Source organism: Rhodococcus spelaei (assembly GCF_006704125.1).
Classification (GTDB): Bacteria; Actinomycetota; Actinomycetes; order Mycobacteriales; family Mycobacteriaceae; genus Rhodococcus_G; species Rhodococcus_G spelaei.
Map to the genome: position 1 here is coordinate 263,980 of NZ_VIGH01000004.1, position 19,770 is coordinate 283,749.

Here is a 19,770-nt window from a genome sequence, read left to right on the forward strand (position 1 = left end):
TCACATTCCCGTGAAGCGAAGTGCCGGTCACCATCGCCGGGTAAACACTGACGTTGCCTACGCAGAGGACTCGCCATGACGGTTCGAGCCCCTGTTCCGCCGCAGACGATGGGAGATCCGACGTGACAGCCGCACTCGACCAACACCTCCACCGGCCACCAGGGCCGGAGGCATGTTCGGCGTCCCGAGTCTTTCGGAAGCCGGCGCTTTCACCGCGAGAGGTCGAGGTGCTGCTGGGATGGCTGCGTTGCGATTCCAAGAACGCCGTCGCGGTGGACCTGTTCCTGTCCGTGGGCACCGTCAACACTCACCTCGCGCGCATCCGCGCCAAGTACCGCCAGGTCGGTCGGCCGGCACCGACGAAGGCCGCGCTCGTCGCGCGCGCGGTGCAGGACGGCATGATCTCACTCGACGAGCTGTGAGCCCTCGAAGACGAGACTCGGGCAGGTGGTCACCCATCCAGTCCATTTGGTTGGTGCGCAGCAGGTCTCGCCCGACCGGGACGCCGTCGGGGACGTCGCCATCGGCCCGGACCGCCGTCGTCTCTGGAAGCACTACGAATGGAAAGACTCGTTCGACTGGCACTCCACGGCGGCCCGCCCGAGGATAGGGTTAAACACCAAGCGGCCCGGCCGAATCGAGAAAGATCGGGGGAGTGAGGCCGAAGTATGCGCTAGGTATTCGAACAGTTATATTCCCCCGATGTTGAAAGTGCGCCTCGGTATCCGAGCCCGGATCCTGGCCATCGCATTGGTTCCCAGCCTGGCGTTGCTCGGAATCGGTGTCGGCACAGCTGGCTACCTGATCCGTGAGGGCCGACAGTCCGAACAATGGGCGGAAGCGAACCGGGATGCGGTGAGCCGCGCTCGCGATGTGGTTGCCGGGGTGCAGCAGGAACGGATGCTGTCGTTGTGGCAGTTGTCCGGTGAACGGGGTGATCCGGCCGCGCTCGGCGCAGCACGGAACCGGCTCGACGCCGCGTTCGCAGAGTTGGCCCCCTATTCGTCGAGGTTGCAGAGCGCGTCACAAGGCACTATGGGTGCCGATACGGGTGGATTCGACACCCTGCTCGCCAGCCTGCCCCAGATCCGTGGTGCGATCGACGCGGGACGAATGTCGATCGACGACACATACGCGCTCTTCAACAAGATTCTCGATGCGGTTGCGCTCGGTACCAACCTCGTCACCACCAACGCGCCCAACGCCGAAGTCGGCGTCGCACTCATCAATGGCGTGCGCATCCTGCACGCGATGGAGGGACTGTCACGTTCCGCCGCGCTCACCGCTGCCGAACTACAGGGACAGCTCAACAGCGGTCCGCTGCGAAACGACTATCGAAATCTGGTCGGGTCCTACCGGATCGCACTTCCGCAGCTCGCCGCCGACCTGGCCGCTGATCCAGCGGCCGAGAAGTTCCGGGCAGTACTGGCCTCTCCCGGTTGGCAGCAGGTGGCCGCGATGGAGGACTACCTCATCAATCCGCCGAAGGCGGACAAGAGCGGTGTCGTGCCAGAACCGCCAATGACCTTCGCCGAGTGGCACACCGCGCAGGAACAGCTGTCTGAAGACGTGATCGGTGCATGGAACGGCCTGAACGACCGGGCGAACCAGATCGCTGCCGACGACGGCAATCGCACCGCGGCGAACTCACTGTGGGCGGGTGCCGCTGTGCTCGCGCTTGCGCTCGTGGCATTCCTGCTGTCGCTGTGGCTGGCCAACCGCCTGATCGGGCGGCTCAAGCGCCTCCGCAAGGAAACACTGGACCTGGCAGAGGTCGAACTGCCCGAAACCATGCGCAAGCTGGGCGCGGGCGAGCAGATCGATCCCAAGGCCGCGCACCTGGACTTCGGTGACGACGAGATCGGCTCGGTGGCACAGGCCTTCAACCGCGCACACACAGCGGCCGTTTCCGCCGCGGTCACCGAGGCCCGGACCCGCGACGGCGTGCGCGCGGTGTTCCTCAACATCGCCCACCGAAGCCAGATGGTGGTGCACCGGCAACTCGAGGTCCTGGACGAGGCTGAACAAAGCCAAGAGGATCCCGCCCTGCTGGAGACTTTCTTCCGACTCGACCACCTGGCGACCCGCGAACGCCGCAACGCCGAGAACCTCATCATCCTCGGTGGCGGCGAGCCCGGCCGCCAGTGGCGGAGTCCGGTGCCACTGGTCGATCTGGTGCGTAGCGCGATCGGCGAGAGCCTCGACTACACGCGGGTGCACACCCGCCGCATGCCTCAGGTGTTCATCGTCGGCAACGTGGTCGCCGACCTCATTCACCTGCTCGCCGAACTGGTCGACAACGCGACGGCGTTCTCCCCGCCGCAGTCGCGCGTCGAAGTGAGCGGCAACGTGGTCGGCAAGGGGGTTGCGATCGAGATCACCGATCAGGGCATGGGAATGCCCGTCGAGGAACTCGACCGCGTGAACGAGATGCTGCGCAATCCACCGGATTTCGGAGTCGAAACGCTCTCGACGACTTCACGCCTGGGCCTGTTCATCGTTTCACAGCTGGGCGAACGGCACGGAATCAGTGTGCAGCTGACCGAATCCGAGTACGGCGGCATTCGCGCCATCGTGCTGGTGCCGAACTCTGTGGTCGCCGCCGATGCGACACCTACGGCCGGCCATCAGCCAGATCGGTTCGCCGGGCATCGACCCGAGCGGCAGATGGCCGGCGCGATGCCGGAGTTCACTTCTGTCGAATCTGCCTCGGCTGCAGTGGGTGTCGCAACACTGGCGCCCCCAGTTCCAGCGCCTCTGACCGAACAGCCGGTGCAGTCGGTGGCCCCGCAGCGGGCGTGGGCGAACCTCGACCGCATCGACAGCGCGCCGCACACCGAGTACACGGAACAGTCCGTGGCAACCCCGTGGCACGAGCTGCCGACCCTCACTGTGGAACCGGAGCCCCTCGCTCCGCAACCGTTGCCCGACAACGGCGGTGACGTTCGCCCAGACCTGCCTCGTCGTCGTCGGCAGGCCAGTCTGGCACCGGAATTGGCGCACGATCGTCAACTCGAGGTGGAAGCGCAGGAGCCTCCACGATCGGCGGAGCAGGCTCGAGATCTGATGTCCGCCATCGCGTACGGTACCCAGCAGGCTAGGCATTCCGAACCCCCACTCGGGTATGCAAACAGGGACGAAATGGAAGGTGAAGGAAGGTGAAGGTGACGACGTCTAACTCGGGTGATCTGAACTGGCTTCTCGACGATCTGGTCAACCGCCTTGCCGGGGTGCGCTACGCAGTCGTGCTTTCCACCGACGGGATGCTGCTGGGCCGATCCACGTCGATGAGCCGTGAGGACGCCGAGCACTTCGGCGCCATGTCGGCCACTCTGTACGGGCTGGCACGCAGTGCGGGACAGCGCTTTCAAGGCGGCAGCGTCCGCCAGGCCGTCATCGAGCTCGAGAAAGCGGTGCTGTTCGTGACGGCGGCCGGTAGCAACGCATGTATTGCCTTGCAAGCCGTCGACACCGCGAATCTGGGTATGGTCGCGTATGAGATGAACCTGACTGTGCAGCGTGTCGGTAGCTATCTGTCCGCCGATCCGCGCAGCGGTGTGGCCGGGCACGGAGCGTAGGTTGCCGTGACACGTATAGGCCAATCGTGGTTCGACGACGCGGCCGGTCCCCTGGTCCGCCCGTACGCCGTCACGCGGGGCCGCACGATGGGCGCGGGACACGATCTCGACATGCTCACGCTCGTAGTGACCGTGTCTCCCGCTCCGCGGCTGCAGCACGTCGAAACCGAGTACGCGGAGATCGTTCAGTTGTGCGGTACTGCGCAGTCGGTGGCCGAGGTCTCGGCGCACCTGAATCTGCCTCTGGCGGTTACCAAAATCCTGGTCGGCGACCTCATCGCCGAGGGAATGTTGAACTTCCGGGTTCCCGCCAGCAGCGACTCCTACAACGACATCGCCGGGATCGGCGACCTGAACATTCTGCAAGCAGTGCTCGATGGAATCCGAAAGCTGTAGACCACTATGCCTGACAATGCGTCCCCAGCCGACCTGGCTGCTTCGGTCAAGATCCTCGTAGCCGGCGGCTTCGGAGTCGGTAAGACCACGTTGGTGTCCTCCGTCAGTGAGATCACACCACTACGTACCGAGGAAACGATCACCGAATTGTCCACCGGCATCGACGATTTGTCGGGCGTGGAGGGTAAGACCACGACTACAGTGGCCCTGGACTTCGGTCGTATCACCCTCGATGAAAGCCTGGTTCTGTACCTGTTCGGCACGCCTGGGCAGGACCGATTCTGGTTCCTCTGGGACGAGCTGGTGCGCGGGGCCCTCGGCGCCGTCGTTCTCGCGGACACCCGCCGGTTGGAGAACTCGTTTGCCGCCATCGACTTCTTCGAACGGCGCGGTGTCTCGTTCGCGATCGCGGTGAACTGCTTCGACAGCTCACAGGTCTACACCACTGACGAGGTACGCGATGCGCTCGACCTCGACACCAAAACCCCTGTCGTGCTTTGCGACGCGCGTGATCGCGAGTCGTGCAAGTCCGTTCTGATAACGCTCGTCGAACACCTCATCGTCCAGGCCAGCAGCTCGGTGGCCTGAGCGACGCAACGTTCGTCGTCGCGTCCGGTTCAGTCTCCGGTCACAGTTGGTGCAGCGCCGCGAAGACCCGCTCGGTGTACTCGGCGAGGCGTTCGGTGCAGTGTTCGAGCTGCCGGTCGGCCCTGACGGCGCCGTCCGCCCCGAACAGGTCGCGGGCCTTGAGGTCCCGATGCCAGCGCCGCAGCCGCTCGAGGCTGTGCTCCTCCTCCTCGAGTTCGGCCATCGTCAGCTTGTTCTTGGCGATCTCCTTGTCGATCTCCGTGTCGAACTTGCCGCAGTCGGCGAGGAACTCGCCCCACTCCTCGGCGCGTTCGGCGTTGAACATGGCTTCGAGCCGGCTCGAGTCGGTGTCGTCGCGGCCGTTCGCCGACAGGGTGACGATCTCGCCCTCGCCGCGATCCACGAGCTCGACTACCCGGGTGACGCCGGCGGCGAAGCCGGGCACGTCCGGCACAGCCCATGTGCCCTGGCTGAGCGCGAGAGCGCCGATCCGGCGCAGCTCACGCCACACGGCCACCCGGTGCCGCGAGGGAATGGTCGGCCCCGACGGGAGCTTCACGACCAGGACGAGCCAGGACACGGTATCGGGAGTCACGTGACTAAATGTAACACCCGATACACAAGGCCTCTCGGAGAATGTCGACGATTCGGCCACCGGCGACGGCATGGCGGAGCGGTCGGCGCCGGGGCGGCACCCGTTCGCAGCGCGCCGAGTTCACCCGCCGATGCAGAGGGCGTGCGGGAACGCGGGCTGGTGGGATCGGCCCGCCCCAGGCTGCGTTTCGGGCTCACGAACTTGATGAAAGCTGTACTCCAAAACGAAATTCAGGCGACATGGCTGAGTTTGCGTATGTGCATCGAGCCGCTAGCCCTCCTCTCGAAGGGGAGTAGTTCACTCTGGATCGCCCGGAAACCGGTGGACAGAGGCGGATGGTCGACATGCTGGCGCCGGGTGGTGCCCGGTCATCCACCGAACAGGCGCGTGAAAGCTGTTCGGCGAGCGAGACCTTCGGACAACACCACTGTTGGCCGAGGGCTCCCGGTTTCCCGTTCGGATGAGCCCCTCGGCCGTTGACCCGAGGGCCCGAAACCGATGTCACTGAATTCCGCAAAGGTCGATCCACCCGTCATGTCCGCCGGCCGGGGGACTCTGTTGCGCTCGTTGGGAATTGCCGCGATATGCATCCTGCCCGCGCTGGTCGTGCGGGTCGCGGGGATGCACCCGAACCCGGTCCTGGCGTTGCTCGTCTATGGCGCCGCGGTGGTCGCCGCGAGTTTCCTGCTCGCGTGGGCGGCCGAGGCGGCGCAGATAGACGTCTCCGGGGGGCTGGCGATCGCCGTGCTCACCCTGATTGCGGTGTTGATCTCGATCGCGGTGGCGAAGAAGGCCACCGGCAAACCCGTCACGTCCCTCGCTCTCGAGCCCGGCAACCGCGTCGAACTCGGATTCCTCCCTGGTCGCGGGCATCTTCGCGTTCCTGATTCCCGCGACCGGCCAGATCCATCTCGTGTTCGGTGTCGCACTGCTCGCCGGGTTCGGCTTCTATCTCTACAAACTCACCCGCGGTGACGTCGAGGAGCCCGACCTGATCGGCACCGCCGCCGCCATCGGGGACCTTCCCGACCGGGCCCGCCGCACCCTGGTCATCGCAATGCTCGTCGTCGCGGCCGCGGTCATCCTCGCCTGCGCTGAACCGTTCGCCAACAGCCTCATCGACGCGGGCACCGAACTCGGCATCGACAAGTTCCTGCTGGTCCAGTGGCTCGCCCCGCTCGCCTCCGAGGCCCCAGAGTTCATCATCGCGATCATCTTCGCCTCCCGCGGCAAGGGCACCGCCGCCATCGCGATGCTGATCTCCTCGAAGGTCAACCAGTGGACCCTGCTGGTCGGCTCGCTCCCGCTGGCGTACCTGGCCGGCGGTGGGGGATCGGCACTGGTCCTCGACGGACGCCAGGTCGAGGAGATGCTGCTGACCGCGACGCAGACCATGATGGGTGTTGCACTGATCCTCGTGCTGCGCTTCCACCGCTGGTCCGCGTGGGCACTGTTGGCGCTGTTTGTGGTGCAGTTCCCGATCACCTCGACCGAGGGGCGCCTGGTCCTGTGCGGCGTGTACGCCGTCGTCGCCGTCTGTGCGTTGGCGGTCAACCGCCGGCATGTCCTGCCCACCCTGACGGCGCCGTTCACCCGAAACGCCACGGTGCACGGCGGCCACCCCCGTCCGCACGCGGAGATCCCGAGTCCCGCCGCTCCGCCTGGTAGCCGCCCGCCGACTGGCGACACCGTCGGATAGCGGCGCATCATCGACCTATGGAAGTCGAGGTGGTGTACTTCGACGGTTGCCCGAATTGGCACACCGCTCGCGATCGCCTGAACGAGGCCCTTGCCGCAATGGGAAGGGCTGACATCGCCGTCCGCCTGCGGCAGGTCGAGACCGTCGACGACGCCGAGGCAACGGCGTTCACCGGTTCGCCGACGGTGCTGATCGACGGCGTCGATCCCTTTGCCGAGCCCGGTGCCGTTGTCGGGCTGTCGTGTCGTCTGTACCGAACACCTGACGGAGCGGACGGATCACCGACGGTCGCGCAGCTCGTCGCGGCGCTGAGGCAGGCGGGCGCCATCCCGAACTGACGAACGGTGGGGGCCGCGACAGCCGCTGGCCACGAGTCTCCGGTCCCGTCCGGCCCCGTCGGGAGACCGGGTCTGCCGGCCGACGTCCTGGGCCGGCCACGGGCCCACGCGTCGGCGACCGGTCACTGGTCGCGTTGCGGCACAGACCGTTTCGGCGACGCCTCGGACGGTGCACGAGAGCCGGCGTTGCGCCCGCGACCGCGTCGTGTCACCACCGCCGGGGACGCCCCGATCAGCACGGCGATGACTGCGTAGCCCGCGGTGAGCGTTGCCGCCGCCGCGACACCGGCGACCAGCAGGGGCCCGCCCGCGTCGCCGACCTCGCGGCCGAGTTCGGCGGCGCCCATCGTCTGCCCCATCCGCTCCTCGGGTGTCGAGGTCGCCAGGGCCGCGAACGCCACCGGCGTGATGAGCCCGGTGCCGACACCGATCCCGACCGCGGCCACCAGCACCCCGACCAGGCCGGGCAGCATCGCGCAGGCCAGTCCCGTCGCGGTGATCACCAGGCCGGCGGTGATACCGGTCCTGGTCGTCAGGCGTCCCGCGTCCAACGCGCGACCCGCGCGGGGTTGGACCACCGCCGCGCACAGCGCGAGCACCGAGACCGCCGCCCCGGTGACGACCGGGCCGAGGCCGGCGGCGGCGCCGGAGACGGGAAGGAAACCGACACCGACGGACAGGGCTGCGGTCGCAGCGGCGAGCGCCGCGGTGGGCCGCAGGAACGATCCCTCCGACAGCCGCCTGCCCAGGTCCAAGAGGGTCTGCCGTGAGCGCGGCAACGGGGGAACCGTCGGGACCGCGCACGCCGCCCACACCGCCACCGCGCCGCCGAGGACGGCCATGACGCCGAACAGCAGTGACAGCCCACCCACCCAGACCACGACACCGCCGAGCAGAGGGCCGAGGGTGTAGCCGATGCTCTTGTAGAACCCGTAGCTGCCGAAGGCCTTGCCCTGCTGCGTCTTCGGGCTCATCCGCGCCACCAGGGCACTCGCGGACGGCGAGAACGCCGACGCCGCGGCGCCCTGGCCGAGCCGGGCCAGCCACAGCCAACCGGGGTCGTCGACGACGACGAACACCGCCGACGCGGCAGCGAACGCGACCAGCCCGCCGATCAGCACGGGGCGGGCACCGATCCGGTCCGCGATCGAACCGAACACCGGCTTGAGCACCAGCTCCGCGCCGTCGTAGAGGGCGAGCAACACACCCAGATACAGCAGGGACTCGCGCAGGCCACCGGTCTCGGAACCCAGGTTGGCGGCGATGCCGTGGGCGCCGAACGCGGTGGTGAAGCCCGCCGCGTACAGCGGCCACATCCGCCACGGCGGCGCGGCCGCACGGTCGGTGGCAGGTGAGGACATCACCGCACTCCATCCTCGGCGGTATCAAAGGTCACTGGATCTAATGTAACACCCGATACATCAGGTCTCTGTCGCCTGCATGCGGGTCGACACAGGCGACGCAGAGGTCTGCGAGGTGAGCCATCTGACGGCGTCGGGAGCGCGGGCTCCGCCGTGGGCGAAATCGGGTATGACGGCGGCCACTACGGATGTTCCACGAGGCATGGCTGCAGATGATGATGCGCTGGACGCCTACTCGGCCGTGGTGACGGCGGTGGCGCAGCGGGTGCTCCCCAGTGTTGCCAGCTTGCGGGTGATGCTGCCGGGAGGAGCCGGCGCTGGGAGCGCGAGCGTGCTGACCGCAGACGGCTTCCTGCTGACCAGCGCGCATGTGGTGTCGGGCGCGTCGAGTATCGAGGCGGCGTTCGCGGACGGCACCGAGGTGCGCGCGGACGTCGTTGGCTGCGACGTGTTGTCGGATCTCGCGGTGCTTCGTGCTCGCGGAGCCGTGCCGGCGCCGCTGGAGCAGGGTGACGCGGCGCGACTGCAGGTGGGGCAACTGGTTGTCGCGGTGGGCAACCCGCTCGGCCTGGCCGGCAGTGTGACCGCGGGCATCGTGTCGGCCCTGGGCCGCTCGCTGCCCACCAGCGAGGGTCGGGTCGTCGACGAGGTGATCCAGACCGATGCCGCTCTGAACCCCGGCAACAGTGGAGGGGTGCTCGCCGACAGCGCCGGCCGGGTGGTCGGGGTGAACACCGCGGTGGCAGGGGTCGGTGTCGGCCTGGCGGTGCCGATCAATGCCACAACGCGCCGGTTGATCGCCACGCTGATGTCGACCGGGCGGGTGCGGCGGGCCTGGCTTGGTCTCGCGGGAGCGCAAACGCCGTTTCCGGCAGTGCTGGCCGCGAGGACAGGGCGCCGTTCGGGCATGAGGATCGCGCAGGTCGTCGTGGGCAGTCCCGCGGATCGTGCCGGCCTGCGCGCCGGGGACATCGTGGTCGCGGCGGGTGGCGCGGACGTGGCGACGGCGACCGCCCTGCAGTCGCTGATGATCGAAAACGCGATAGACCGGCCGATGGAAATCACCGTCTGGCGTTCGGGTGCGCTCGTCGACGTGATCGCGGTGCCGCGCGAACTGGCGCCCCGGGGGTGAGCGGCCGCCTGTACCTCGACGGATCCAAACCGTCCGTGCGTCACAAATTGTCTGGAACACAGGCCAAGAGCGGCTCGCCGGTGAGCAGCCTGCACAGCAGATCAAACGGAGCCAGGGCCACGCTGTTCGCGAGGTCGGTGGATCCCGAATTCTGGCCAGGGGCTGCGTGAAAGAAGTCGCTGCTCCCGGAATCGGCGACATCGGTCGGATATCGGAGGTTGGCGGGCGCGGCCGATGCCGAAGCCGCAGTGCCGAGGGCGATGGTGGCGCTGGCCAACGCAACGATGATTGAACGCTTCAAGATGACCGTCTCCGTTCGTGCTCTGTCGACGCCGCGCGACGTCGTGGAAACCATATATATCGCTCGTCCGGTCGGTAGCGGATTCGACCACATCTGCGGCAGCGATAATCCTGTTGTCCCGGTGTCGATTTCGCGGCCCCGTGTCCAGTTCCTCGACCCTCCGGAGATGCGAATCGGCTCAGGACGTTTCACGGTGCCGGCGCTGGCGCTTCGACCTCGAGTCGGTGGATGGCGCCGGCTCGCAGCCGCGCAGCTTCCTCCGGCTCCCAATTGGGCGCCGTGGCGACGAACAGCTCACGGCCGCTGGGGCCGCCGAGTGCAACCGCGTAGGGGCTGGGGAAGGAAAGTCGGGTGTCGACCACGCCGTCAGGTGTGATCCGGACCAGCTCGTCGCCGAACGGGAAGGCGACCCAGACCGCTCCCTCGGCATCGACGGCAAGCCCGTCCGGGAAGCCGCCCTCGAACTCAGCGAGCACGCGGCGGCCGGTCAGGTCGCCATCGGCGCCGACGTCGAAGGCCGTGAGACGCCCGGGAACAGAACGGGTCTCGGCGACGATCAGGGTATTCCCGTCGGGGGTGACGGTGATCCCGTTCGGGAACCAGAGATCGGAGGCAACGGCGCGGGTGGAGCCGTCCGGCTCGATCAGGATCAACACGGTGGGGTGGGGCGCATCCGGCGGCGCCGAGTCGTCGCCGTAGTTGCCCACGTAGGCGCGGCCCTGTCCATCGACGAACATGTCGTTGCAGTGCCACTCGGCGAGACCGGACAGATTCGCATGCTCGACCGTGCCGTTTGCTTCGACGCGCAGCACCTTCCGATCTTGCTGGGAGACGACCAGCGGTGTGCCGTCGGGGAGGAAGCCGATGCCGGATGGACGGCCGGGCACCGTGGCGATCGTCTCGGGCTCCGACCCGGGGACCAGTCGCATCAGTCGATGGTCGTGCATGTCGGAAAACCACAGTGCTCCGTCGTGCCAGCGCACGCCTTCGGGGAAGGTCAAGCCTGTGGCGAGAACCTCGGATTCGATAGTGCCCCATGGGGTGGTGGACTTCGGATCAGGTGCGAGATCGCGTAGTGATCGACGAGTCATGGTGAATGCTAGCTGATTTCGAGCGCCGGCGCCGCCGACTGGACGGGGCCGGTGGCGGCCTGTTCTTTCGCAGCGATCACCGCGCGGAGTTCGTCCATGCTGACGTCGGAGACATAGCGTCGGGTGACCTGCCATTCGTCGTGCTGTTCGATCACCACTGCGGTCGCCAGGCGCAGGAACGCGGCCGGGTTGGGGAAGATCTCCACGACGTCGGCGCGGCGCTTGATCTCCTTGTTCAGCCGCTCGATCGGATTGTTGCTCCAGACCTTCTGCCAGTGCGCCCGCGGGAACGCGGTGAACGCGAGCACGTCGTGCTTGGCGGACTCCATCATCGCGGCGACCTTCGGGAACGATGAGGTGAGGGTGTCGACGACCTGATCCCACTGGGCGGCGACCTCGATCGGGTCGGTGTGCGCGAAGATCGTCTTGACCGCCGCCATCACCGGTGGCACGTGCTTCGAGTGCACCGCGCCCTGCAGGTTGCGCATGAAATGGACACGGCAGCGTTGCCACGCAGCACCGCTGAACTGTTGTGTGACAGCGGCTTTCAGTCCTGCGTGGGCGTCTGAGACGACCAGGTGCACCCCCGCCAGGCCGCGAGCCTTGAGGCTGGCGACGAACTCGCGCCAGAACTCGAACGACTCCGAGTCTCCGACGGCGGTGCCGAGGACCTCGCGGGTGCCGTCGATCGACACCCCCGTGGCCACCACCAACGCCTGGGACACCACGTGTGCCCCCACGCGGACCTTGCAGTAAGTGGCGTCGAGGTAGACGTACGGGAAGGTGGTGTGCGTCAGTGTGCGTTCCCGGAATCGTGCGACCTCGGCATCCAGGCCGGCGCAGATCCTCGAGGCCTCGGACTTCGACACCCCAGAGGAGACGCCCAGGGCGGCGACGAGGTCGTCGACACTGCGGGTGGAGACGCCGTGCACGTAGGCCTCCATGATCACCGCGTGCAACGCCTTGTCGATCCGCCGACGGCGTTCGAGCAGCGACGGGAAGAACGTGCCCGCCCGCAGTTTCGGGATCTTGAGTTCGACGTCCCCGCTGGTCGTCGACACCGTCTTGCTGCGGTGTCCGTTGCGGTGGGTGGTGCGGTTGTCTGTGCGTTCGTAGCGGCCGGCACCGAGGGTTTCGGTGGCCTCGGCCTCGATCAGCTCCTGCAGGCCGGCGCGGATCAGCTCGGCGAACACGGATCCCACATCGGCGCCCTTGAGGGCGTCGAGGCGGGCCAGCAGGGCAGAATGCTCATGGGTCATCGCGTAGCTCCTGTGCGTGAGTCACTGTGGTAGGTAACTCGTTCACCACTACGCGATGGCCCACCCACTGCCGGGGAGCGACACACCCCAGGCCAGGGCCGGGGACGCCTCACCCGATCCCCACCACCCCAGGGGACTTACCCTTCCATTCCGCGCGCAGCGACTTTGATGCAGCTGCCGAAAGGTTCTCAGCCTCAACGGAATCCCAGGCATTTGACGTGAGTGTCGGATCTTTGACGATCTCGATGCACAAGGGAAACGGCAGCGGTGCGATCGACTTCCACGACTCCGACCAGGCTTTCCAATTCGCGATCGGAGGATGGGTGTACTCACCCTCAGGGGCACCCGGCGGGGTCGGCATGTATGAGAAGTTCGAGAGCAGGCACATCGACGGACCGTGGTACGAGTTCAACGCCCGGTATCCGAACTAGTAGGCCGTATCCCGAGGAGTCAACGACGTCGCCGGCGACCAGGTCTCGATCTACGCGTCATCCGCGGAATTGAGGGGTTCGAGTCGGTGTCTGGGGAGAAGACGGTGGTATTCACTTACACCCGTCCGGGATAGAGCCCGAGCATGCCCGTCATCTCGACCGTTCCGGAGGCTAGGGCTGCGACCAGCGGTGCTTCTCCGCTTCCTCGTCAATCACTTCGCGCTCGTGGTCCTGCCATTTCGCGATGGCGGTATCGACGTCGGAACCGTCCGTCGGGGCGTGCGAGAACATCGGGAGTGGATTGAGGGCGTCGGGGATTCGGTACGAACGTGAACCATCTGGCAACCCATCCCACTTTTCGATGTCAACGATCACCTGGCGTAGTTGGTTCACCGCGAGAATGGCGGTGTGGTCCACCAGGGCTTGACGGGCGGGGACCCCGGTGGAAACTCCTTCGGCCCAACCGAGGTCTACATAGAACTGGAAACGTTCGCTTCCCTGGAGCCTCACCTTCAGCCTTTCGACGACAGTGCCAGCGGCGAGGACGTAGTCGGTCATGCCGATCTGAACTTGGAGATCTGCAGTTGTGCGTATGAGGTCGTTTGCGATGGCGACGGCGCGGTCGACGTACGTTTGGTAGTCGATCGAGCGCGCCACATAGAAATCCCGAATGACCTCGTGGAGATCGGCAAGCGAGGCACGGGCGGAGGTGGTGTAGCGGTTGGCATGCTCACGGTTCAATGCCGCGCGTACCTCGCGACGGTTCTCAGCGAGTTGGCGTTGAACGAAAAGCCAGGCCGCCACCACCGCGGCTCCCGCGACCACAGTCGGAATGCCGACATTGGCGAACCATTTGGCGGTCGTGACCTCCGCCCACACGCTTTCAGCGCCACGGTGCACCGGGGGACACCAGAGTGTGAGCGCGACAACGATCGTCATAGCGATCGCAGCGGAGATCAGCAGAACGGCATACCGGGCCCAGAACCGTTGCACTAGGTTGATCCCTTCCCTCGGTTGCTGCATCGGACGACAGTATCTGGGCGGCTCTGCGGCCGTTTGACCTGGTGTGATGGCATGTGTCCGGGTGCTCAGGTCTGGGAGGCCGGCGGAGTGGTGCAGGTGCAGTGCTGACGATCGTCCGAGTCGGCGTCCCTCCTGAGGCACCGCGTATCGGTGAATGTCTCAGGGGTCTCAGACTGATGTGATGACGTTGGTGTTGATTGATCATTTCGGTGCGGACCGCTGGTTGTGTCCGCCGTTCGACCGCGCGGTGTCGTACGAGAGGGAGGACTGGTGGAACAGGCCGAGTCGCCGCGGTGACGCCTGGTACGTGCAGGTGATGGAGGGCGATGCGGAGGTGGCCCGCGTTGAGCTGGATGACCCTGGGGGCATCAACCCGGAGCACGTGGGGGTGCCGGAGCTCGGCCCGGAGAGGTTGGAGATCCAGCTCGTCGAGGTGGCTACCGCGGCGCGTGGCCTCGGTGTTGGCACTGCGGTGGTGCGCGCTCTGGAGGAACGGCATGCAGATCGGCGGCTTTTCGCGTACAGCGAGGACGCACACGGTTTCTGGGGTTCGTTGGGGTGGGATCGGTTCGATCACCCATTTGGTGAGCGGGTCCGGCCGCTGTTCATTCAGCCGGTCCGCGAGTGAGCCCTAGGAGCCGGTAGCCGTCTCCACACTGTGTCGTCGGGCGGCTCCCCTGCTTTCTGGTGTGGGGCCGTTTCGTGTTTCGGGGGCGTGGCGTGGCGTGGGTGGGTTCGGTGCCGGTGGGGGAGCGTGGGAGGTTTGTGGTTGCGGTGTGGTGTCGGTCTCTCGCCCGGTAGGTCGACTGGAGGACCGGCCCGTAGCAACCGGGCCGGTCCCACGAACTGATGCAGAGCGGCCCGACACCGGGGCCGCTCTGCTGTGCATTGGGGTCAGCTTCCAGACGATCCGAAGTCGAACGGGCTGAGCTGGAGTTGCCGCCGGATGTGGTCTGGGTGCCGACGGTGAACGGGATCAGCTTTAGCGCTGTACGAGTCCTATACGCCCGGATCGGGCCGTTCCAGATCAAGGCTGCTGAGGCTAGTCACTAGTGCTCTCGAAGATGGCGTTGGCCGCAAAATTCCGGCGGCTGTCGTAGGAAAAATCACTCCGATCGACGTCGGGAATCAGGGTGTCGGGAATCTGGTTGCTTGGCCAGTTTTCGCGAGGCACGAGGCTCGTCAAGTAATGGATGTTGGGGCCCGCGAGATAGCGCCTTCTCTTGGAACCATTGAAAGAAGATTGGACAGTGACAAGGCGTGTTGCGGCCCCGATCAGGTCCAGCCCGCCTTGATTCGCTGCGCGCTGTTCGATGCTGTCGCTCACCTTCATGTGGAGCAGCGGGCGATTTTCGATCCAGTACTGGTGCTGCGTCAGGGCGTTGCGTTCAGGCAACTCCGTGGAGATATCAAAGAATGCGTCGACAACCTCGTCGTGAATTCGGTCCCACACGGTTTGTGTCGCAATGGCCAACGGCATTTCTGGAGAAGGAGATCCAATATTTGCGGAAATTGCAGCCATGTCGGCCCCGAACTCGTCGAGATAGGCCGACACGGCGGCGCTTGCTGTCCTTGGTTCGAGTTTGGTCCAGAGCTGATAGGTCACAGCTGCCCACCATGCGTGCAGGACTGGTTCCCGCCGCTCTTGGTCGGTGGTGAGCCGGGTCAAGGTACGCGCGGCATCTCCGCAGTGAGACAGGTCGGATACCTGCTCCATTGCAGGTCCAATGCTGTCTCGAATCTTGGTGCGGAGGAGGGGGCCTTTCACCCGATCATGCGCGTGCGCGCGGATGACGGAGTCGCGGGGGAGATCGCCGGTGTTGATCAGTGTGATGAGTTCGGCGCGGATGCTCCTGTCACGGATGTCCTTGGCTGGGAACCCGAACGCAAAGTAGCGGTCGAAATAGGTTGGCTGCCGAATCTGGAGTGGGGCCGCCTCTGGAATCGTTCGGTACGATCCGTCGACGCGGGGAACGGCCTCAGGAAATAGGGCGCGCAGCACCGTGAGCGCGCGCTGTGTATCAGTTGGGTTCTTGCCTTCCGGGTCGATGGTGATCGAGATCTTTTCTCGTAGCATGGTCGCGCGTTTGTGGTCCTTATCCACGTCGACTGATTTCCCAGTCTGATATGTGAGATCTGACTTCCATGTGACCAAATGGCGATAGAGCTCGTGGTGCTCAAGCCGTAAGTAGGTGAGGAGGATGGCGTCGAGGAGGTTGATTTCGTCGCAGGGCCGGGCTGTCGAGCCCTTCTCCGTGATCAGCGCGAGGATCATATCGACTTGGGCGAACAGTCGATAGACCGTGCGCAGGGTGAGGTGATCGAGGGGCAGCCGCGCTAGCAGGACTTCGAGGTCTTGCTCGCTGCGGTCGGTGTCGTAGCCGCCCCGTTCGGCCAGTTCGCGAAGACGTTTGTCGATCACGTTGGCGAGATGGACGTCCTGGATCGGCGGTAGTTGGAAGGGGTACTGGACGATCTTTTCGAGGTACTGTTCGGCGCGCCGGCGGCTACCACCAGCGAGATCGGTGTGGGTGAGGACGTCGGTGACGGTCTGAGTGTCGTACGAGAGCAGGTAGTGCACACCTTTGAATCGCCCGAGCAGTCGCACGGCTTTCATGACGGCTAGCAGTTCATCGCGGTGTAGGCGATCGACATCGTCGACGATGACGAGTACGCGGAGCCCCAGTTCTTCAAGGAAGTGAGAGATCTTCTCGAAGCGCTCGGCGAATGGGTTCTCCTCGAACCTCAACTCTTTTGCAGTGTCGGCTCCCGCCTCCGTGGCCGCGTCTACTGTCTTCTGGATGATGCCTTCGCCGAACTTGCTTTCCACCCAACCGGTGAAGAGGGTTTGAGCCCCGGCCGCGAGTATCGGGGCGGCTAGGTTGAGCAGCTTCTTTCCGTTCTCAGTTTTTCTTCCTCTGTTGTCGTCGAGTGCGGATGCGATCGTGTTGTAAAACTCTTCGGTCAAGGCCAACTCGTTGTTGGTGGCCCATGGGGTGAACTCGACGACCGCCCAGTCATCCGGGACATCGGCAAGGGCATTTCTGATCTGAGTCAGTGTGGATGTCTTGCCAGCACCCCAAGGTCCCGCGAGACCGAAGACCACACTGTCCCCGGTGCTGGCCTGTGCGATGCGCTGTGCAACCTGCATGGCGAACCACTCACGTTCGAGCAGGTCTGGACGTGGGTCATTCTTGGCAAGCGCGGCGTCGGTCACGAAGATGTTGGTGGCGGGGTCGTAGCTCACGGCAGTGATGATCGCAGGTCGATCCTCGGCCGTTGAACAGTGCTGGTTGGTTAGTTGCGCCGTCCGCCATGTGGTCGCTCGCGTCAGCTAGTGGAACGCCTCGAACCCCGATGCGGCCCCGCATGCGACCGGTGAGGCCGCCGGGTCACCTGATCGTGCAGCAGACCCCTCGGCCACCGGCCGTGCAGTCGGATTAGTCGTCAGCATAGGGGCCGGCGAGAAACCCGTGACGGATCACAGTGAGGGTTGCCGCTGTCTTTCGACGGGGCCGTCAGAGCTGGTTCAGTCGCGGTGCCCGCCAGCGTCTTCGAGTCGGCGGGACTCGTCGATCACCTTGGGGATCTGGGTCTGAACGGCGCGGTTGACTGCAAACCAGCCCGCACCGAGGGCGATGAATCCGGCGATCAAGATGAGGATGATGAGCCAGGTGGAAGTGGTCTGGTTGGTCTTCTGGCCGTACAGCGCGAGCGAAGCAGCACCTCCGGCGTTAGCCGCATAGGCGCCGTAGAGGATTGCGCGCCACCGCAGGGCAGCCATCTGGCGGACGGCAGTGCCCGCCGGGATGCCGACTGGACTGTAGTGGTTGAGCTTCCGGAGATTGCGGTATGCCGGGACGAGCAGAACAACGGCCACGACGGCCAGGAACTCTGCGAGGTAGGCCAGCAGGGGGTTGTTCATGGGAGGATTCTGTCATTGGCGGCGGACATGTCGCGGCTGGTCATGGTGGTGTTGGATTGACTAGTGGGCCCCGGGCCAGCCACTGCCAACACTCACAGACGGTTCAATTTCGAAGGGTCATCATTTCGGTCAGGGTGCGCTTGGTGGCATGGATCGGGCAGATCAAAGAACTGAGGTCGTGAGATCGGTGGCTGTATCGCGTTCAGCGCACTGTCGTCGACTCATCACCGAATCTGGAAACCAGCCTATGGGGCAGGTCACGGGTTCGCAGTTCGATCTTCTTCGGGAAGCTCCATGTCCGAATTCTGCGACTACTGTGGGTGATAGCCACCTTCGCAGGTGACTCCCTACTAGCACCTTAGGTCCGTCAACACGTCCTGGGGCCAAACAGGACGTGTCCCGGGTGATCGCGCCCCTGCCGGTCCATCCGCCTGTGTCTCGTGATTGTGTCTCGTGATGAGGTGGTGGTCGAAATTCGTCTCTGAATCCGAGAAGGACACCGACTGGAATTCGGTGTCCTTCGTAGATTTCCATCATGATCCTGCGCGGATCAACATGACTCATGAGGTGGTGACTACTCATGACAGTACTCCTCTGCGCCCTGGCGGGACCAGGGCAATCAAGAACCTTGTCGTTCACCGTTGACCGTGGTGATCGATGATGTCGGCGTACCGTCGCCGCATCGATGATCCTGAGGCGATTGCGGTGTGTATCAGGTGCTTTGAACCACGATCGGTTGCCACAGACGCGTGGGCGGTGGCAGGACCGTGGGTGCGCGAGACGGTGGTGTTGTCGGGTCCGACGCTGCACAGTCAGGCTGCGAACGCGATGAAGGTGCTCTCACGCCTGGCGGTGTGGGCCCTCGACGACGGGTTGGTCCTCGATCGCGAGGTGGTTCTGACCCCGGAGGTGCTCGAGCGGTATCGGCTCGTCGGTATGAGGGAGTTGGCGCCGACGTCGCGGGCGGCGGAAATGTCACGGCTGCGGCGAATCGCTCGCACCGTGACGGTTCGGGCGCCGTGGCCTCCGCCCGGTGAGCGTTCGTCGCGGCAGGAGTTGTCGCCGCCCTACACGGATGCCGAGGTCGCCGCGTTCTGGAGGTGGTCGACCCGTCAGAACGGTCCGTTCCGGGTGCAGGCGATGACCGCGGTTCTGGCGCTGACGTTGGGGGTTGGCGCGCGGTCTGGGGAGTTGTTCGCGGTGACCGCTTCGGACGTGGTCAAGGTGGGCGGAGTGACCGCGGTGCGCCTCGGGTCGACGCCGCGGCGGCGGGTGGTCCCGGTTCGCCGTCGCATGGTGCCGAGGATCCGCGATGTGTGCCGGGGCGCCGGCAGGGGACCGCTGGTGGCGTCGACGCGCAGCGGACGGGACCAGGCCGCCGCGCTCGTTGCCTCGTTCGAGTGCGCACGTTCGTCACCGAAATTGACGGTGGCGCGCCTGCGGTCAACCTGGCTGACCCATGTGCTGGCCGATTGTTCTGTGGCGGAGATTTTCTCGGTCGCGGGTATCCGGAGCGGCAAGACCTTGTCGGATCTGATTCCGTATCTGCCGGCGCCGGAAGCCGGTTCGCCCGCATGGCGTCGGATGCGAGGTGAGGTACGACAGTGACTCGAACTGAGCAGGAAGCCATCGACCTCTTCACTCCCCGAGTGCGGGCGGAGTTGTGGGAGGAGATCGGTCCGTTCGTCCGCGACGCGGTGCGACGCGGATTCGAACCCACGTCGATACCGAAGGTCGCAGGGGACCGCATGGCGATAGTCGCGTCCATGGTCATCTGGGCTGTCGAGCAGGGAATGGAACTCGACGTCAAAGAGATCTTCCATCCGGCGACGGTCAACCGCTACTCGGTGACTCTCCCCGGACTGTCCGAGGCCACCCGATCATCGCGCCGAGCGACACTGACGACCCTGTCACGGCGTATCACCCGAATCGCGCCCTGGGAACCGCCGCGCAAGGTCCTGCACTCCTCGACGGAATACCGGCCGTACACCGACGGCCAGACACGTCGTCTACTCCGATGTGTGGACATGCAGGCGAACACCTTCCGCAGCCA

General features: G+C 65.4%; 17 protein-coding genes and 2 pseudogenes. 11 read left to right on the forward strand and 8 right to left on the reverse strand.

Annotated features, from left to right (window positions below; genetic code table 11):
- Positions 1 to 143: 143 nt before the first annotated feature.
- The 5 genes and pseudogenes from FK531_RS10640 to FK531_RS10660 all read left to right on the forward strand — a co-directional run.
- Positions 144 to 422, forward strand: a pseudogene (locus FK531_RS10640) (response regulator transcription factor); the annotation flags it as partial.
- A 25-nt stretch (positions 423 to 447) separates the two neighbouring features.
- On the forward strand, positions 448 to 3,162 hold the full coding sequence (locus tag FK531_RS10645; protein WP_246098092.1) for a sensor histidine kinase: 2,715 nt from the start codon (positions 448 to 450) through the stop codon (positions 3,160 to 3,162).
- A 2-nt stretch (positions 3,163 to 3,164) separates the two neighbouring features.
- A complete protein-coding gene (locus FK531_RS10650) occupies positions 3,165 to 3,578 on the forward strand; it encodes a roadblock/LC7 domain-containing protein (RefSeq protein ID WP_142099563.1) in 414 nt (137 codons plus the stop codon).
- A gap of 6 nt (positions 3,579 to 3,584) precedes the next feature.
- On the forward strand, positions 3,585 to 3,974 hold the full coding sequence (locus FK531_RS10655) for a DUF742 domain-containing protein (protein ID WP_142098968.1): 390 nt from the start codon (positions 3,585 to 3,587) through the stop codon (positions 3,972 to 3,974).
- Between the two features lie 6 nt (positions 3,975 to 3,980).
- Positions 3,981 to 4,562 carry a GTP-binding protein gene (locus FK531_RS10660; protein ID WP_142098971.1) on the forward strand — a complete coding sequence of 194 codons (582 nt, stop codon included), beginning with the start codon at positions 3,981 to 3,983 and terminating at the stop codon, positions 4,560 to 4,562.
- Positions 4,563 to 4,602: 40 nt separating this feature from the next.
- On the opposite strand, the gene FK531_RS10665 is transcribed toward FK531_RS10660, so the two are convergent.
- Entirely contained in the window at positions 4,603 to 5,157 is a 555-nt protein-coding gene (locus tag FK531_RS10665; RefSeq protein ID WP_220126942.1) for a Chromate resistance protein ChrB, read from the reverse strand.
- Between the two features lie 498 nt (positions 5,158 to 5,655).
- On the opposite strand from FK531_RS10665, the pseudogene FK531_RS10670 reads away from it, so the two are divergent.
- Positions 5,656 to 6,856: pseudogene (locus FK531_RS10670) on the forward strand (calcium:cation antiporter family protein).
- A 17-nt stretch (positions 6,857 to 6,873) separates the two neighbouring features.
- Positions 6,874 to 7,194, forward strand: a complete 321-nt coding sequence (locus tag FK531_RS10675; RefSeq protein ID WP_142098974.1) for a DF family (seleno)protein — start codon at positions 6,874 to 6,876, stop codon at positions 7,192 to 7,194.
- A gap of 122 nt (positions 7,195 to 7,316) precedes the next feature.
- On the opposite strand, the gene FK531_RS10680 is transcribed toward FK531_RS10675, so the two are convergent.
- The gene (locus FK531_RS10680) at positions 7,317 to 8,555 is read right to left on the reverse strand and encodes an MFS transporter (RefSeq protein WP_246098093.1); all 1,239 of its coding nucleotides are present in this window, start codon (positions 8,553 to 8,555) and stop codon (positions 7,317 to 7,319) included.
- A 202-nt stretch (positions 8,556 to 8,757) separates the two neighbouring features.
- Between FK531_RS10680 and FK531_RS10685 the strand changes: the two genes are divergently transcribed.
- Positions 8,758 to 9,687, forward strand: a complete 930-nt coding sequence (locus FK531_RS10685) for a S1C family serine protease (protein ID WP_142098977.1) — start codon at positions 8,758 to 8,760, stop codon at positions 9,685 to 9,687.
- 40 nt (positions 9,688 to 9,727) lie between these two features.
- On the opposite strand, the gene FK531_RS10690 is transcribed toward FK531_RS10685, so the two are convergent.
- The 3 genes from FK531_RS10690 to FK531_RS10700 all read right to left on the reverse strand — a co-directional run bounded on the left by FK531_RS10690 (position 9,728) and on the right by FK531_RS10700 (position 12,338).
- On the reverse strand, positions 9,728 to 10,042 hold the full coding sequence (locus FK531_RS10690) for a hypothetical protein (protein WP_142098979.1): 315 nt from the start codon (positions 10,040 to 10,042) through the stop codon (positions 9,728 to 9,730).
- Positions 10,043 to 10,176: 134 nt separating this feature from the next.
- Complete coding sequence (locus tag FK531_RS10695; RefSeq protein ID WP_246098094.1) at positions 10,177 to 10,989, reverse strand: SMP-30/gluconolactonase/LRE family protein; 813 nt, start codon at positions 10,987 to 10,989, stop codon at positions 10,177 to 10,179.
- A gap of 98 nt (positions 10,990 to 11,087) precedes the next feature.
- Entirely contained in the window at positions 11,088 to 12,338 is a 1,251-nt protein-coding gene (locus FK531_RS10700; protein ID WP_142098983.1) for an IS256 family transposase, read from the reverse strand.
- A 218-nt stretch (positions 12,339 to 12,556) separates the two neighbouring features.
- Here FK531_RS10700 and FK531_RS10705 point away from each other — a divergent pair, with 218 nt between their 5' ends.
- Positions 12,557 to 12,769: a hypothetical protein gene (locus FK531_RS10705; RefSeq protein WP_142098986.1), complete on the forward strand. Its 213-nt coding sequence runs from the start codon at positions 12,557 to 12,559 to the stop codon at positions 12,767 to 12,769.
- Between the two features lie 171 nt (positions 12,770 to 12,940).
- On the opposite strand, the gene FK531_RS10710 is transcribed toward FK531_RS10705, so the two are convergent.
- Positions 12,941 to 13,792 (reverse strand): hypothetical protein, encoded by an 852-nt coding sequence (locus FK531_RS10710; protein WP_142098988.1) that lies wholly within the window; start codon positions 13,790 to 13,792, stop codon positions 12,941 to 12,943.
- Positions 13,793 to 13,973: 181 nt separating this feature from the next.
- Here FK531_RS10710 and FK531_RS10715 point away from each other — a divergent pair, with 181 nt between their 5' ends.
- Positions 13,974 to 14,420 (forward strand): GNAT family N-acetyltransferase, encoded by a 447-nt coding sequence (locus FK531_RS10715; protein WP_142099568.1) that lies wholly within the window; start codon positions 13,974 to 13,976, stop codon positions 14,418 to 14,420.
- 414 nt (positions 14,421 to 14,834) lie between these two features.
- Here the strand turns inward: FK531_RS10715 and FK531_RS10720 are convergent, their stop codons facing one another.
- The gene (locus FK531_RS10720) at positions 14,835 to 17,039 is read right to left on the reverse strand and encodes a KAP family P-loop NTPase fold protein (RefSeq protein WP_142098990.1); all 2,205 of its coding nucleotides are present in this window, start codon (positions 17,037 to 17,039) and stop codon (positions 14,835 to 14,837) included.
- A gap of 282 nt (positions 17,040 to 17,321) precedes the next feature.
- Complete coding sequence (locus tag FK531_RS10725) at positions 17,322 to 17,717, reverse strand: hypothetical protein (RefSeq protein WP_142098992.1); 396 nt, start codon at positions 17,715 to 17,717, stop codon at positions 17,322 to 17,324.
- Between the two features lie 771 nt (positions 17,718 to 18,488).
- On the opposite strand from FK531_RS10725, the gene FK531_RS10730 reads away from it, so the two are divergent.
- Positions 18,489 to 19,325: a hypothetical protein gene (locus tag FK531_RS10730; protein WP_246098095.1), complete on the forward strand. Its 837-nt coding sequence runs from the start codon at positions 18,489 to 18,491 to the stop codon at positions 19,323 to 19,325.
- Positions 19,326 to 19,770: the final 445 nt, after the last annotated feature.